The sequence below is a fragment of the Gordonia ajococcus genome, from assembly GCF_012974285.1.
In the GTDB taxonomy this organism is placed as follows: Bacteria; Actinomycetota; Actinomycetes; order Mycobacteriales; family Mycobacteriaceae; genus Gordonia; species Gordonia amicalis.
Genome location: NZ_CP052884.1, coordinates 3,025,462 through 3,040,594, shown reverse-complemented (window position 1 = coordinate 3,040,594; position 15,133 = coordinate 3,025,462). Strand labels below are relative to the sequence as shown.

At 67.0% G+C, this 15,133-nt stretch carries 13 protein-coding genes and 1 pseudogene; 11 read left to right on the top strand and 3 right to left on the bottom strand.

The genetic code is table 11. From position 1 onward, the window contains the following. The first annotated feature begins 139 nt into the window (after positions 1–139). From GAA2_RS13720 to GAA2_RS13705, 4 genes and pseudogenes are all read left to right on the top strand, one after another. Positions 140–1,160, top strand: a pseudogene (locus tag GAA2_RS13720) (IS481 family transposase). Between the two features lie 338 nt (positions 1,161–1,498). Next, a complete protein-coding gene (locus GAA2_RS13715) occupies positions 1,499–2,893 on the top strand; it encodes an HNH endonuclease signature motif containing protein (RefSeq protein WP_191835007.1) in 1,395 nt (464 codons plus the stop codon). Positions 2,894–3,039: 146 nt separating this feature from the next. After that, complete coding sequence (nhaA, locus tag GAA2_RS13710) at positions 3,040–4,356, top strand: Na+/H+ antiporter NhaA (protein ID WP_191834413.1); 1,317 nt, start codon at positions 3,040–3,042, stop codon at positions 4,354–4,356. 1 nt (position 4,357) lies between these two features. After that, a complete protein-coding gene (locus GAA2_RS13705; protein ID WP_191834412.1) occupies positions 4,358–5,227 on the top strand; it encodes a potassium channel family protein in 870 nt (289 codons plus the stop codon). Here GAA2_RS13705 and GAA2_RS13700 read toward each other — a convergent pair. Both GAA2_RS13700 and GAA2_RS13695 read right to left on the bottom strand, forming a co-directional pair. Further along, positions 5,214–5,663, bottom strand: coding sequence for a nitroreductase family deazaflavin-dependent oxidoreductase (locus GAA2_RS13700; RefSeq protein WP_191834411.1), 450 nt, complete (start codon positions 5,661–5,663; stop codon positions 5,214–5,216). The genes GAA2_RS13705 and GAA2_RS13700 overlap by 14 nt on opposite strands. A gap of 91 nt (positions 5,664–5,754) precedes the next feature. Beyond that, complete coding sequence (locus GAA2_RS13695; RefSeq protein ID WP_006436431.1) at positions 5,755–6,105, bottom strand: HNH endonuclease; 351 nt, start codon at positions 6,103–6,105, stop codon at positions 5,755–5,757. 108 nt (positions 6,106–6,213) lie between these two features. Between GAA2_RS13695 and GAA2_RS13690 the strand changes: the two genes are divergently transcribed. The 4 genes from GAA2_RS13690 to GAA2_RS13675 are packed head-to-tail and all read left to right on the top strand — an operon-like array spanning position 6,214 to position 9,626. Further along, positions 6,214–7,047 (top strand): thymidylate synthase, encoded by an 834-nt coding sequence (locus GAA2_RS13690; RefSeq protein WP_040004744.1) that lies wholly within the window; start codon positions 6,214–6,216, stop codon positions 7,045–7,047. Then, positions 7,044–7,562 carry a dihydrofolate reductase gene (locus GAA2_RS13685; protein ID WP_191834410.1) on the top strand — a complete coding sequence of 173 codons (519 nt, stop codon included), beginning with the start codon at positions 7,044–7,046 and terminating at the stop codon, positions 7,560–7,562. The genes GAA2_RS13690 and GAA2_RS13685 overlap by 4 nt, the downstream gene beginning before the upstream one ends. A gap of 12 nt (positions 7,563–7,574) precedes the next feature. Beyond that, complete coding sequence (locus GAA2_RS13680; RefSeq protein ID WP_191834409.1) at positions 7,575–8,801, top strand: winged helix-turn-helix domain-containing protein; 1,227 nt, start codon at positions 7,575–7,577, stop codon at positions 8,799–8,801. Positions 8,802–8,855: 54 nt separating this feature from the next. Next, positions 8,856–9,626 (top strand): HAD-IIB family hydrolase, encoded by a 771-nt coding sequence (locus GAA2_RS13675; protein ID WP_191834408.1) that lies wholly within the window; start codon positions 8,856–8,858, stop codon positions 9,624–9,626. Position 9,627: 1 nt separating this feature from the next. Here GAA2_RS13675 and GAA2_RS13670 read toward each other — a convergent pair whose 3' ends face one another. Next, a complete protein-coding gene (locus tag GAA2_RS13670; RefSeq protein ID WP_006436436.1) occupies positions 9,628–11,292 on the bottom strand; it encodes an alkaline phosphatase D family protein in 1,665 nt (554 codons plus the stop codon). Between the two features lie 104 nt (positions 11,293–11,396). On the opposite strand from GAA2_RS13670, the gene thyX reads away from it, so the two are divergent. From thyX to GAA2_RS13655, 3 genes are read left to right on the top strand one after another with little or no spacing between them, the layout of a single operon-like run. Continuing rightward, positions 11,397–12,149 (top strand): FAD-dependent thymidylate synthase, encoded by a 753-nt coding sequence (gene thyX / locus GAA2_RS13665; protein ID WP_006436437.1) that lies wholly within the window; start codon positions 11,397–11,399, stop codon positions 12,147–12,149. A 38-nt stretch (positions 12,150–12,187) separates the two neighbouring features. Next, the gene (gene dapA / locus GAA2_RS13660; RefSeq protein ID WP_040004745.1) at positions 12,188–13,093 is read left to right on the top strand and encodes a 4-hydroxy-tetrahydrodipicolinate synthase; all 906 of its coding nucleotides are present in this window, start codon (positions 12,188–12,190) and stop codon (positions 13,091–13,093) included. Beyond that, on the top strand, positions 13,093–15,120 hold the full coding sequence (locus GAA2_RS13655; RefSeq protein ID WP_006436439.1) for a ribonuclease J: 2,028 nt from the start codon (positions 13,093–13,095) through the stop codon (positions 15,118–15,120). Before dapA ends, GAA2_RS13655 begins: the two co-directional genes overlap by 1 nt. Positions 15,121–15,133: the final 13 nt, after the last annotated feature.

The following is a 15,133-nucleotide window of genomic DNA, read 5'->3' as shown; positions in this document are numbered from 1 at the left end:
ACACCAACGTAACTGGGCTGTACTACTGTACTGACCCGGGACGTTAGGTACGGGGTTCGGCGAGTCGGCGTGACATAGGGAAGACCTCCGAGTGAGGTGTGGAGCTGTCTAAGAACCGCTCCTCAACCCGGAGGTCTTCATGTCTCACCGTAATTCACCGTTGTCCCCGACTGGCCGGCTGCGTCTGGCTCGGTGTGTTGTCGAGGATGGGTGGCCGCTGCGGCGTGCCGCGGACCGTTTCAATGTCTCGGTGACCACGCGCCGAACGGTGGGCCGACCGCTACCGCGACCACGGGCCCGCAGGGATGGTTGACCGCTCAAGCCGGCCCCGCTCATGCCCGCATCGCACCACCCGTCGCCGGGAACGCCGGGTGGTGGGGTTACGCGTGTCGCGCCGTTGGGGACCAGCTCGGATCGGGTTCCACCTGGGGTTGAACGTGTCCACAGTCCACCGCATCCTCACCCGGTACCAGTGTGTGCGGTTGTCGTGGACCGACCCGGCCACCGGAGCACCGGTGCGTGCACGACGACGTGAGGTTCGCCGGTATGAACGCGAAGCTGCCGGGGACTTGATCCACGTCGACATCAAGAAGCTGGGCAGGATCCCCGACGGTGGTGGGCACCGCGTGCACGGCCGCGCCCGAGGCGGCCGCAATTCCAGTGCCCATCGCGATCCGTCCCGGCCCCGCACCGTGCATGGCCGCCCCAACCTGGGATACGCCTACCTGCACCACGCCGTCGATGATCACTCCCGATACGCCTATTCGGAGATCCTCGCTGATGAGAAGAAGGAAACCGCGACCGCGTTCATGACCCGTGCCTTGGCCCACTTTGCCTCGATCGGCGTCACGACCACACGGGTGATGACCGACAACGGGTCCTGTTACCGGTCCAGAATGTTCCGGAAACGATTGGCCGACAACGGGATCACACACAAATGGACACGACCGTACCGGCCGCAAACCAACGGCAAGGTGGAACGATTCAACCGCACACTGCAAGAGGAATGGGCCTACGCCCGCCCCTACAACAGCGAGACCGAACGCGTGGCCGCCTTCGACGAGTTCCTGCGCATCTACAATCCCGAACGCGGCCACACCGCACTCAGAGGCGACTCACCCGCCGACCGCGTACCCAACCTGGCGGGTCAGTACAACTAACGCTGATGGCCGTCGCTCATTTTCAGTTTCGATGACGTTGACGATCGCGCGTGTTGCGAGGCCGTTGATGTATAGCGCGTACACGGTGGGCACCGTCGGTTATGGCCTTATCAGGCAGGCACCGCCTTGCAGGTGGCATTGCCTAATGGCTGCTGGGGGCGACGCTGCAGGCAGAGTGAGGGGTGAGCTTGAGGAGTGGGCAGCCTAAGTGTTCCGCGGAACACTCCGTGACCTGCGGATCTGTCGGTGGTCGTCGGTAGCTTGTTCGTATATCTGTTCGAACTGGCTGGGGGGTCGGGATGTCTGTTACCGCGTTACGTGCCGAGGGTGTGTCGTCGATGTTCGATGGAGCGGATCCGAAGTCGTTGCCGGATGAGGTGCTCGAGGTTCGGGTACTCGGTTATGCCGCGCAGATCACGGCTCTCACTGCTGAGTTCCTGTCTCTGGTGGCGGAGTTGGATGAGCGGGAGTCGTGGAGAGGGCCGGGGATTCATTCACTGGCACAATGGCTTTCCTGGAAGGCGGGGATTGCGCAGCGGACGGCGCATGAGCAGGTACGGGTGGCCAAGTCATTGCGCGAGTTGCCATTGATCCGACGAGCCTTCGGTGAAGGGCGGCTGACGTATTCGAAGGTGCGGGCATTGACGCGGGTGGCGACCCCGATGAGAGAGAAGGAGTTGGTGAACCTGGCGTCATCATGCACCGCGTCGCAATTGGAGAGGGCAGTGCGTGCGATGAGCCACATCGATCGCGGCCATAGTGATTGTGGTGAACTGGTGCCGCCGGCGGAGTCGTGGGGTCGGTGGAAGTGGAATCTCGACGGTTCGTTGTCGGTGTCGCTGACCTTTTCGCCGTTGGACGGCGCACGTTTCCTCGCGGGGACGGTACGCGCGGAATATGAGCGGACTCGCACCGCCGAGGATGCGGATCTGCCCGTGCGGGAGAGTGTTCCGCGGAACACTTCGGGTGAGCTGGAGACAGAATCCGGTGAACGAGATTCGGAGGGAAAGCCGGCGAACCGTCGGGACCTGTGGCGGCAGGTGCCGTCGAATCTGGCGCCGGCGGTGGTGGCGATGGCGGACATGGTGCATGACGGGATCGCGATGCCCGATCTCGCGCCGGGTGCGGAGATCTTGATCCATGCCGCTGATGGGGGGGAGCATGCACATCTGGACGACGGTCCCGCGCTGTCCGAGCCAGAGGTGGAGGAAGCATCCTGCGGGTCCACGGTTCGGGAAGTGTTGTCCGCCAAGGTTCCTGGGAGGCCGGGAAAGTTGGCGTTGCTGGGATTGGGGCGTAAGAAGCGAACCCCGAACAAGGCCCTGGTCAGGGCGTTGTTCCTGCGCGATCGGTGCTGTCAGATGCCCGGATGCGAACGCACACGGCATCTGCACGCCCATCATGTGGTGTTCTGGTCGGCCGGTGGGGAGACCGAGCTGGACAATCTGATTCTGTTGTGTGGGAGCTGTCACCGTGCGTTGCATCGGGGTGAGTTCAGCATCACCGGTCATGGGGCGCAACGTTTTTCGTTTCACACGCCGGGTGGTTCGGTGATCGAGGTGAGCCCAGGGATACGCGCTCCGGGACTGTGGCGACCGGACGGGCGGGTCGCGGCTGACGCGACGGTGCCGGTCGGTGGCGGCAAGCTCGACCTCGAGTATGCGACCGAGGTGATCTACGCGGTGTGGGAATGGCGGGAACGGCAGACGTCGGTCACGCCGGCGGCGGCCTGATCCTGGCACGTTTGCCCCGGATCGGACCGGCCCACTGCTAGGCTTGGTCCCGGAGTGCCGGGAAGTCTGGTCGGCTGCGTGTTTGTCGTCGGTCGTGATCCGCGGTCGGTGGAGACGCGTACGTTGCCGAACCACCGAGGACGCCGATGCACTCACTCCAGCACCCTGAACCGAAACCTCGCCTTTTCGCCCGTGGCTCCTGGCCGGAGACGTCCCGTGTCACCGACATCCTTCGTAAGGAGACCGTCGGCGGGATGCTGCTCCTCGTTGCCACCGTCGCCGCATTGGTGTGGGCGAACTCCCCGTGGTCATCGGCGTACTTCGATCTCGCCGATCGTCAGATCGGTACCGACGCCCTCGGTCTGCACCTCGACCTCTCGCTCGCGACCTGGGCAGCCGACGGACTCCTGGCGATCTTCTTTTTCATCGTCGGCCTGGAGCTGAAGCGGGAATTCGTCGCCGGCGACCTGCGGGACCCCGCGCGGGCCGCGCTGCCGGTGGTAGCCGCCGTCGGTGGCATGGCGGTTCCGGCCGTCATTTTCGTCGCATTCACCGCACGAGCCGGTGACGGAGCGATACAGGGGTGGGCGATCCCGACGGCCACCGACATCGCGTTCGCGGTCGCGGTACTGGCGGTGATCTCCACACATCTACCCGCAGCCCTGCGCACTTTCCTGCTGACGCTGGCGGTGGTCGACGACCTGCTCGCGATCACCGTCATCGCGGTGTTCTACAGCGACACCATCAACGGTTCGGTCCTCGCGCTGGCGCTCGTGCCACTCGCGGGGTTCGCGTTCTGCGTGCAGCGCGGAGTTCGTGCCTGGTGGGTTCTGCTGCCACTCGCGGTGCTGACGTGGGCGTTCGTCCACGAGTCGGGAGTTCACGCAACCGTCGCGGGGGTCCTGCTCGGATTCACCGTTCCGGTGCTGCGTCGGGATTCGGCCAACCCGGGGGAGGCGGGGCCCGCCGAACACCTAGAGCACCGGATCAGGCCCATCTCAGCAGGTTTCGCGGTCCCGGTGTTCGCATTCTTCGCGGCAGGTGTCGCCATCGGCGGGCTCGACGGTCTCCGCGACGCCCTCGGTGATCCCATCGCGCTGGGCATCGTCTGCGGACTCGTCGTAGGAAAGGTGGTGGGGATCGTCGGCACCAGCGCACTGTTGGCAACCTTCACCCGTGCATCGCTCGATGCCGATGTGCGGTGGATCGACGTGGTCGGCGTCGCGATGCTGGCCGGCATCGGATTCACGGTGTCGCTCCTCATCGGCGACCTCGCCTATGAATCGGGCACCGAGCGCGACGAGCTGGTGAAGATCGGGGTACTGGCCGGCTCGCTGATCTCCGCATCCCTGGCCGCGATCCTCCTTCGGCTGCGGAATCGCCACTACCGCAGTGTCACTCGCGAAGAGACGCGGGACGATGACCACGACGGGGTCCCGGACCTCTACCAGCGGGAGCGCTGACATGCAGCAGGCCGGACTCGGCGTGATCAACGTTCCGGAACACACCCGGCACCCGGTCCGTGCGATCGCGATTAGGGTGGCCATCGCACTCGGTGTCATCTCGGTCGCGACGGTGGTGGTCTACGTCGACCGGGATGCCTACAGCCACTCGCTGGAGGCTCCACTCACCCTCCTGGACTGTCTGTACTACGTCACCGTGTCGCTGTCGACGACCGGGTACGGCGACATCGCCCCGATGACGCCGGGAGCCCGAGCGGTCAACGTGTTCGTGATCACCCCACTGCGAGTCCTGTTCCTGGTGGTGCTGATCGGGACGACGCTCGAGGTGCTGACCGAACGGTCACGTCGTGCATGGCGGATCCAGCGGTGGAGGCGCCATCTGCACGACCACCACGTGATCGTCGGTTTCGGCACCAAGGGTCGCAGTGCGGCCCGCGCACTCATCGACGCCGGCGTGGACACGGCGAGCATCGTCGTGGTCGACAGCGACCCGAATGCGCTGGACGCCGCCGAGTCGGTCGGCGTGGTGGCCGTTCGTGGAGACGCCACGCGGAGGGAGGTCCTCAGGCTGGCCGAGGTCGACGCGGCGCGCGCCGTCCTGATCGCTGTTCACAGCGATGCGACGGCCGTCTTGATCACACTCACCGCTCGACAACTCAGTACTGGAGCTAAGATCGCGGGCGTGGTCCGGGACGCGCAGAACGTGTCGCTGCTACGACGCTCGGGTGCCGACACCGTCGTCGTCTCCGCGGCGACCGCCGGGCGGCTCATGGGAATCGCGACTCGTACACCCCACGTCGTCGAGGTCGTGGAGGACCTCTTGACCCCGGGGACGGGGCGATCGATGGTCGAGAAGCCTATCGGGCGGTGAGTTTGATGACCGGCAGCTGCCGGTCGGTCTTCTCCTGGTAGCCGGCGAAGCGTTCGTTCTCGCTGATCTGCTTCCAGGCCTGTGCGCGTTCGTCGCCGTGGAGTTGCTCGGCGCGGACCTGGACGGTCTTGCCGTCCACCTCGATCCGCGCCTTGTCGGGATGCGCCTTGAGGTTGTGATACCAGCCGGGGTTGTTGGCGGCGCCGTTGGCCGACGCCACGATCAGCCAACTGCCGTCGGGTCCGGGGAACCAGGCGAGCGGGTTGGCCCGTTCCTGTCCGCTCTTCCGGCCGACGGTTGTCAGCACGAGGGCGTTCATGCCGCCGAACTGCCCCTTCCGGCGGATCATCGGGGCGACGATCTTGTTCACGACGCGGACGAACGGTCCCTTCGGCGATCGGCCGCCGCGTGTACCCACCGAGGTCTCGAAGCTCATCGTCGTCTCTCCTTTGCCGCGATGGTCCCAGTGTGCGCCATCAGAGTGTTCCGCGGAACACTTCGCGGTCCGGCCGGTGACGATTCTTCGGCTATTCGACGTCGGCGAGGAGCCGGCTCACCTCGTACTGACGCACCAGGAACGCCTTCTCGTCGAGCTTCTTGCGGCGCATCCAGGTGGTGACCTCGGAATTGCACTTGCTCGCGTTGCACGAGCCGCAACACGGCACGACGTTGGCGACGGTGTAGCGCCCGCCGCGGGAGATCGCGAGCATGCAGTCGCGCTGGAGAGCCACCCCGGCCGCGCCGCAGTACGCGCACCCGCCCCAGGCCTCCTGGAGTGCGAGCCACTGGGTGTCGGTGAGGTCGTTGTCGCGGGCGGCGACACGCTTGCGGCGTCGCTTCGCATAGCGATTGGCGCGGGTCGTGCTGCGAGTGGCCACGGGAGGAGAATACCCGCGAGGTCACATCCGTCACAGCAGCCACAGTAGGTGGAGGGCGCGTGTCGTGCGCCCGGCGACGTGTCGGCACCTTTGCCTACACTGACACCCGTGAGCACGGCCATCCGCGACATCTCATCGACCGGGACGATCCCCACTCCGTACGAGGACCTCCTGCGCCTCGTGCTCGAGACGGGTACCCCGAAGGCGGATCGCACCGGCACAGGCACAAAGAGCCTCTTCGGTCATCAGCTGCGCTACGACCTGGCCGAGGGGTTCCCGCTGATCACCACCAAGAAGGTCCACCTCAAGTCGATCATCTACGAACTGCTCTGGTTCCTGCGCGGCGACTCCAACGTACGCTGGCTCCAGGAACGCGGCGTCACCATCTGGGACGAGTGGGCCGACGAGAACGGTGACCTCGGACCGATCTACGGCGTCCAGTGGCGCAGCTGGCCGACGCCGTCGGGCGAGCAGATCGACCAGATCTCCGCGGCCCTCGAGACGCTCAAGACCAATCCCGATTCGCGACGCAACATCGTGTCCGCATGGAACGTGGGCGAGATCCCGCAGATGGCGCTGCCGCCGTGCCACGCGTTCTTCCAGTTCTACGTCGCCGACGGCAAGCTCTCCTGCCAGCTCTATCAGCGGTCCGCCGACCTGTTCCTCGGGGTGCCGTTCAACATCGCGTCGTACGCGCTGCTGACCCACATGATGGCGCAGCAGGCTGGCCTCGAGGTCGGCGAGTTCGTGTGGACGGGTGGCGACTGCCACATCTACGACAATCACGTCGACCAGGTGAACCTGCAGCTCTCGCGCGAGCCCTATCCGTACCCGAAACTCGAACTGCGCAAGCGTGATTCGATCTTCGACTACGAGTACGAGGACATCGAGATCGTCGGCTACCAGTCGCATCCGGGGATCAAGGCGCCGGTGGCGGTGTGAGGCCCCGTGTCCGGCTCGTCTGGGCGCAGGGGCACGAGGTCGCGGGTGCCGGGGCCGCGATCGGGCGGGACAACACCATCCCGTGGCGCGTCCCCGAGGACATGGCGCGCTTCAAGGAGAAGACCCTGGGCAACCCGGTCATCATGGGTCGCAAGACCTGGGATTCACTGCCGCCGAAGTTCCGGCCCCTGCCCGGTCGCACCAACATCGTGGTGACGCGGAACCCGAACTGGTCCGCCGACGGTGCGGTGGTGGCCCGATCCGTCGACGAGGCGTTGATGCTGGCCGACGGAGACACCGTCGGGGTCATCGGCGGTGGTGAGATCTACCGGGCCGCACTGTCATTCGCGACGGATCTGTGCGTCACCGAGATCGACGTCGATGTTCCGGGTGCCGATGCATTCGCGCCGGAGATCGGACCGGAGTGGACGGTCGCCGACAAGGGGGAGTGGCAGACGTCCTCGACCGGCCTTCGCTACCGCTTCATCGACTACACACGCGACGGCAGAGTCTGAGGCACGGGGCTGATGGCGACGGAACGGTTGTCCGCGGCCCAGGCGCGTCGAACCGCGCTGGCCGCACAGGGATTCACCGATCGCTCACCGTCGGGCGCGCCGACGATGGCGCACCTCAAGAGGGTTGTCGGACGGACCGGTCTGCTCCAGATGGACTCCGTCAACATCGTTGCGCGGGCGCACTTCATGCCGCTCTACAGCCGGCTGGGTCCCTACGATCCCGACCTCCTGCATCGCGCTGCCTGGCAGCCGGTGCGGGGCCGACGCCGTCTGGTCGAGTACTGGGCGCACGAGGCCGCGCTCATCCCGGTCGAGGACTGGCCGCTGTTCCGTTGGCGGATGGACGAATTCGCCGATGGCCGCTATCGGCACACCCGGGAGGTCATGCGTCGCAACCGGAGTCTCGCCGACGACGTACGGGGTGTGATCGAAGGGATCGGTGCCGCGACGCCGCGCACCATCGAGGCGGAACTCGGCATCGAACGTGAACCCGGAACGGCCGGGAGCTGGTGGCAGCGCGGCGAGGTCAAGCACCTGTGCGAGGCGATGTTCGCCGCCGGCGACCTGTCGGCCGTGCGGAACGGCAACTTCGTACGCCACTACGATCTCACCGACCGTGTCGTCGGCGCCGACGTCGCAGCGGTGCGACCTGATCGTGCGCAGGCGCAACGCGAGCTCGTCGCCCGAGCCGCACGCTCGCTCGGGGTCGCGACCGTCACCGACCTCGCCGACTACTACCGCATCAAACCGGCGGATGCCCGGCCGGCCGTCGCCGACCTCGTCGAAGCGGGTGTGCTGCACGAGGTCTCGGTCGACGGGTGGCGTGATCCCGCCTACCTCGCCGACGGCGCGTCCATGCCGCGACGCATCGACACCTCGGCGATCCTGTCGCCGTTCGACCCCCTCGTGTTCTTCCGCCCACGTGCGCAGCGACTCTTCGACTTCCACTACCGCATCGAGATCTACGTCCCCGAACACAAACGGGTGCACGGCTACTACGTGTTGCCCTACCTGTTGGGCACCGACCTCGCCGCACGCGTCGACCTCAAGACCGACCGGAGATCCCGAACCCTGTTGGTACTCGCCGCCTTCGGTGAGCCCGGCCACGATCGCCGCGTCGTCGCCGAGCGATTGGCCGCCGACCTGCGGAGATTCGCGGGCTGGCTCGACCTGGACGACGTGACGGTCGGCGTGAAGGGTGACCTCGCGCGCGATCTGCGAGCGGTGATGGGATGCTGAGCACCGGGAGATCGAAGAAACATGACGGGGACGACCTGAAGGAGAGATGCGACGATGACCGTGTCGTATGAAGGCAACGACTACCGCTTGGTGATGTTCGACCTCGACGACACCCTCGCAGCGTCGAAGAGCCCGCTCGACGACCAGATGGTGGACCTGCTGCACCGGATGCTCGAGGTCAGCCTCGGTTGCATCATCTCCGGCGGCAACTTCACCCAGTTCGAGAAGCAGGTTCTCGCGCGCCTCGGCACCTTCGACTCGGTGGGCAACCTCCACCTGATGCCCACCTGCGGCACCCAGTACGTCCGCTGGGACGGCGGCGAGTGGGAGACCGTCTACGCGGAGTACCTCAGCGACGACGAGAAGAAGCGCACGCTCGACGTCCTCGAGACCGGCGCCAAGGAACTGGGACTGTGGGAGAGCGAGACCTGGGGCGACATCCTCGAGGACCGCGGCAGCCAGATCACCTTCAGCGCGCTCGGGCAGAAGGCCCCGGTCGACGCCAAGGCCGCCTGGGATCCCGACGGCGCGAAGAAGGAGTCGCTGCGGGCATATGCCGCCGAGCGGCTGCCCGACCTCGAGGTGCGCAGCGGTGGTTCGACGTCGGTCGACGTCACCAAGAAGGGCATCGACAAGGCGTACGGCGCGCTGAAGCTGATGGACATCCTCGGCCTGACCACCTCCGACATCCTGTTCTTCGGCGACCGTCTCGACGAGGGCGGCAACGACTACCCCGTCAAGGCACTCGGCATCACCTCGATCGCCGTCCACGGCTGGCCCGACACCCACGCCAAACTGTCGGCGATCCTGGATCAGAGCACGTAGGTCACACGGCGGGGCGCCCGACGGGTTGGACCCGCTGCGTCCCGCTGCGCACCCGAAAGGACTTCGCGTAGAACTGGCCCGACCGCGGATCGGTCTTGTCGTTCAGGAAATACCAGTCCATCTGGGTGGCGGACGGCGTGACGGTCAGCACCGAGTATCCGTGCGAGTCCAGCTCGCAGTAGCGGATGTGGTGATTGGCCGCACTGAACGCGGCCGCGATCGTCGGACCGGCGGTGTTCTCCGGCACGTTGAACATCTCGTCGATGTTGGTCGACGTCACCGACGTCCCGACCAGTTCCGTCGCGACGGTCCCGGCACCGGGATAGTTCGCGACGTCCACCGGGATGTCGCATGCCCACGACGAGTGGATGTCCCCGGTGATGAACACGACGTTGTCGACGCCGTTGTTCCTGATCGAGTCGAGGAGGCGCCGACGGTCGGCGGCGTAGCCGTCCCATTGATCCGCGTTGTAGGGGATGCCCTCCTCCGGTATCCCGAGCAGTTCGGTGACCGCCCCGGTGGTCTGCGGATCGAGTGGCGGGATCAGTACCGGGGAGATCATGACCGGGTTGCCGACGATCTTCCACCGCGTCTCCGACGATGTGAGGCCGTTGGTCAGCCAGGACATCTGAGCCCGACCCAGCATCGTGCGGGACGGCGCGTCGATCCGTGACGACACCGCGCTCACCTGGAGGTCGCGGTAGGAGCGCAGATCCAGCATCGACAGCTCGAGAAGTTTCCCGAACCGCAAGCGGCGGAACAGATGTCGGCCTTGCGGGTCGACGCCGGGGCGGATCGGCATCCACTCGGAGTAGGCGCGCAGGGCGGCGGCGCGTCGAACCTGCCACGACCCTTCGCCGGGCTGGTGATTCTCGGCACCCTCGCGCCAGCTGTCGTTCGACGACTCGTGGTCGTCCCAGATGCAGATGAACGGCGTCGACCGGTGCAGCGCGGCGAGGTCGGGATCGGTCTTGTACTGACCGTGACGGGTCCGGTAGTCACGCAGCGTTCGGATCTCGTGACGCGGGTCGTGGATCCGGACCGCGCCGGTCTTACCGGTGTACCGGCCGGTTTGGTACTCGTAGTAGTAATCGCCCAGGTGCACCACGGCGTCGAGGTCCGGCTGGTTGTTCAGGTGCCGGTAGGCGGCGAAATACCCGGCCTCCCAGTTGGCGCAGGACACGACGCCGAAGCGGATTCGTGCCACGTCGGCGCCGGTGGCGGGTGCGGTGCGGGCCGTACCGATCGGCGACGTCGCCCCGGCGACCGGTCCGGACGTCACGGTGAACCGGTAGTGGTACGTCGTCCGCGGACTCAGCCCGGTGGCGTCGACCTTGACGGTGAAGTCCCGCTCGGCCGAGGTCTGCACGACACCCGATCCGACGACCGCACCGAAGCCCGCGTCGCGCGCGATCTCCCATCGCACCGAACATGGTTGTCCCACACCGGAACCCGGCGTCGAGGCGGCGGACTGGGTGATCCGGGTCCACAGGATGACCGCGTCGGGCAGCGGGTCGCCGGACGCCACGCCGTGGGCGAAGGCCCGCGGCGGAGCAGCCTCAGCGGGGCCGGGGTCGGAGACGGCGGGCAGGGTGAGTGCGGCCCCGGTGACGACTGCACCGGTCCGCAGGAAAGTCCGTCGGGTGGACTCATGTCGGGTGGACACACAGGGACCTTACCCACCGTGGCCCGCGACGTCAGGCCGAATCCGAGCCCTTCGGGGCGGTGGGGGACAATCGGGGCACACAAACGTCGAATGGAGGGGACTGCGTGTCCGAATTGGTGCCGCTGAAGGTGCAGATGGTCGCCATGACCCAGTTCACCCCACCGGAGGACGTGCCGTGGAGCACGGACGCCGAGGGCGGTGAGGCGCTCGTCGAGTTCGCCGGCCGCGCCTGCTACCAGAGCTGGGACAAGCCGAACCCGCGCACCGCCACCAATGCCGGATACCTCCGGCACATCCTCGAGGTGGGGCACCTGTCGCTGCTCGAACACGCGTCGGTCACCTTCTACATCAGCGGGATCTCGCGCTCCTGCACCCATGAGCTGATCCGGCACCGGCACTTCTCCTATTCGCAGCTGTCGCAGCGGTTCGTGCCCGAACACGACTCCAACGTCGTCGCGCCGCCCGCGATCGTCGGCGACGAACACCTCGAGGAACTCTTCACGGCCGCCACCGATGCGAGTCGTGAGGCGTACACCGAACTCCTCGCCGCGCTGGAGGCGAAGTTCGCCGACGTGCCCAACGCGATCCTGCGTCGCAAGCAGGCACGTCAGGCGGCACGGTCGGTGCTGCCCAACGCCACCGAGACCAAGATCGTCGTGACCGGCAACTACCGTGCGTGGCGGCACTTCGTCGGCATGCGCGCCACCGAGCACGCCGACGTCGAGATCCGCCAGCTCGCGGTCGAGTGCCTGCGGCAATTGATGCAGGTGGCTCCCACCGTCTTCGGCGATTTCGAGATCGGCACGCTCGCCGACGGCACCGAGGTCGCGACCTCACCGTTCGTGCTGGAAGGGTGAGGCCCGTCACGGATACGGAGGCGGTAGCCTTGAGCACCATGAACGCAGTCCAGGAACCGCTGCACGAGCATCCCTTCGGGACGAACGTGGTGGCGATGGTGACCCCCTTCCGTCCCGACGGAAGTCTCGATCTGGACAAGGCCGCCGTCCTGGCCGACCACCTCGTGTCGAAGGGGTGCGACGGACTCGTCGTGTCCGGCACCACCGGCGAATCGCCGACCACCACCGTGCCCGAGAAGCTCGATCTGTTGCGCGTCGTGCTGGACGCCGTCGGCGACCGCGCCCGGATCACCCAGGGGGCGGGTAGCTACGACACCGCCGAGAGTGTGCGGTTCGCGATCGAGTCGGAGAAGGTCGGTGCCCACGGCCTGCTCGTGGTGACCCCGTACTACTCCAAGCCGCCGCAGTCCGGCATCCTCGCGCACTTCCGGACGGTCGCCGACGCCACCGCACTTCCCGTGCTGCTCTACGACATCCCGCCGCGCTCGATCGTGCCCATCGCCAACGAGACGATGCTCGCGCTCGCCGAACACCCGAACATCCGCGGCGTCAAGGACGCCAAGGGCGACCTGCACTCGGCCGCCGGCCTCATCGCCACCACCAAGCTCGAATACCTCTCGGGTGAGGACGCACTGAACCTCCCGTGGCTGTCGATCGGCGCCACCGGATTTGTCAGCGTCATCGGGCACCTGGTGCCGGATCGCTTGCGCGAGATGCAGATCGCGGTCGAGAAGGGTGATCTCGCGACGGCGAGGACGCTCAACACGTCGATGCTTCCGCTCGTCAACGCGATGGGACGCCTCGGAGGTGTCACGATGGTGAAGGCGGCGCTGCGCATTCTCGGACTCGAGGTGGGCGATCCGCGTCTGCCCCAGGTGCCCGCCACCGGGCCCCAGATCGAGGAGCTGATCGTGGATCTTCGTGCGGCAGGTGTTCTCGCCTGATGACCGACAACACCGGCAGCGACAACGGCGGGCCCGAAGCGCGGCCGGCGCGCACCCGTCGCCGCGCCGCCTCCCGCAAGGCCGGACCGCCCGCCACTCCGCCGGTGTCCGCGGAGCCGACCCCCGTGGAAGCCGTCCCGGTGGACTCCGTCCCGGCCACGACCGCGCCCGACCCGGCACCGGCTCGCGCCCCGAAGTCCGAGTCCGCCCCAAAGTCCGAGTCTGCACCGAAGCATGCCTCCCGGCAGCGGTCCGGTTCGTCGTCCGGTGCCCGGCGCGGTCGCCACGAACGCGGCGGCGACGCGCGTGGTCGTCGGAACGAGCCGGCGACCCCGGCACCGGTCGATCGTCTCGGCACCCCGCGGCGCCTGCCCAAGGGCGGACTCCGGATCGTCGCACTCGGCGGCATCGGCGAGATCGGCCGCAACATGACCGTCTTCGAGTACGACGGCCGCCTCCTGATCGTCGACTGCGGCGTGCTGTTCCCCGAGGACCAGCAGCCCGGCGTCGACCTGATCCTGCCGGACTTCCGCTACATCGAGGACCGCATGGACGACGTCGACGCGGTGATCCTCACCCACGGGCACGAGGACCACATCGGCGCGATCCCGTTCCTGCTGCGGCTGCGCAGCGACATCCCCGTCGTCGGGTCGAAGTTCACCCTCGCCCTCGTCGAGGCCAAGTGTCGGGAACATCGCCTGCGGCCCAAGCTCGTTCAGGTCACCGAGGGGGAGCGGACCACCCACGGTCCGTTCGACTGCGAGTACTTCGCGGTCAACCACTCGATCCCGGACGCCATCGCGCTCGCGATCCGCACGCCGGCAGGTCTCGCCCTGCACACCGGCGACATCAAGCTCGACCAGCTGCCCCTCGACGGTCGTCTCACCGACCTCGCCGGGTTCAGCCGTCTCGGTGACGAGGGCGTCGACCTGTTCCTCGTCGACTCGACCAATGCCGAGGTCCCCGGCTTCGTCACCCCCGAACGTGAGATCGGTGGTGTGCTCGACCAGGTCATCGGCAAGGCCAGGCAACGCGTCATCGTCGCGTCCTTCGCCAGCCACGTGCACCGCATCCAGCAGATCATCGACGTCGCGCACACCCACAACCGGCGCGTCTGCTTCGTCGGCCGGTCGATGGTGCGCAACATGCAGATCGCGCAGGACCTCGGCTACCTGTCGGTGCCGGACGGGGTGGTCGTCGACCTCGACACCGCCGCAACGCTTCCCGACCATCGCATCGTGCTGATCTCGACCGGTTCGCAGGGTGAGCCGCTGTCGGCGTTGTCGCGGATGGCGCGGGGCGAGCACCGCCAGATCAACATCCGCGCCGATGACCTGGTCGTGCTGGCCTCGTCGCTGATCCCGGGCAACGAGAACTCGGTCTTCGCCGTCGTCAACGGCCTGGCCAAGCGCGGTGCCACCGTCATCACCCAGCAGAGCGCCAAGGTCCACGTGTCCGGCCACGCCTCGGCGGGTGAGCTGCTCTACCTGTACAACGCGGTGCGGCCGTCGAATGTGATGCCGGTGCACGGTGAATGGCGCCACCTGCGTGCGAACGCCGCGCTCGCGGTCGCGACCGGTGTGTCCGAGGATCAGGTCGTGCTGGCCGAGGACGGCGTCGTGGTCGACCTCGTCGACGGCCGGGCCGAGATCGTCGGTCGCGTGCCGGTCGGACACGTCTACGTCGACGGACTGTCGGTCGGTGACGTCGGCGAGTCGACCCTGTCGGAGCGTCTCGTGCTCGGCGAGGGCGGTTTCATCGCGATCACCGTCGCGATCGATGCGACGACGGGGCGCGCGGTCAGCTCGCCGGAGGTCTCCGGCCGTGGCTTCTCCGACGACCCGGATGCGCTGAAGGCGGCCGCCGACCTGGTCAACCAGGTTCTCGACTCCCTGGCCGCCGAGGGGGTGAGCGACGCGCATCGCATCGCGCAGGGGATTCGGCGCGCCGTGGGCCGGTGGGTCTCCGAGGCCTACCGCCGCCGCCCGATGATCGTGCCGACGGTTCTCGCGGTGGGAGCCGACTGAACGGTACGACCGT

Excerpts from the sequence above, each read along its gene's own strand:
- GAA2_RS13715 (WP_191835007.1), top strand. The coding sequence starts at position 1,499 with ATGTTCGATGGAGCGGATCCGAAGTCGTTGCCGGATGAGGTGCTCGAG.
- nhaA (WP_191834413.1), top strand. The coding sequence starts at position 3,040 with ATGCACTCACTCCAGCACCCTGAACCGAAACCTCGCCTTTTCGCCCGT.
- GAA2_RS13705 (WP_191834412.1), top strand. The coding sequence starts at position 4,358 with ATGCAGCAGGCCGGACTCGGCGTGATCAACGTTCCGGAACACACCCGG.
- GAA2_RS13700 (WP_191834411.1), bottom strand. The coding sequence starts at position 5,663 with ATGAGCTTCGAGACCTCGGTGGGTACACGCGGCGGCCGATCGCCGAAG.
- GAA2_RS13680 (WP_191834409.1), top strand. The coding sequence starts at position 7,575 with ATGGCGACGGAACGGTTGTCCGCGGCCCAGGCGCGTCGAACCGCGCTG.
- GAA2_RS13675 (WP_191834408.1), top strand. The coding sequence starts at position 8,856 with ATGACCGTGTCGTATGAAGGCAACGACTACCGCTTGGTGATGTTCGAC.
- dapA (WP_040004745.1), top strand. The coding sequence starts at position 12,188 with ATGAACGCAGTCCAGGAACCGCTGCACGAGCATCCCTTCGGGACGAAC.
- GAA2_RS13655 (WP_006436439.1), top strand. The coding sequence starts at position 13,093 with ATGACCGACAACACCGGCAGCGACAACGGCGGGCCCGAAGCGCGGCCG.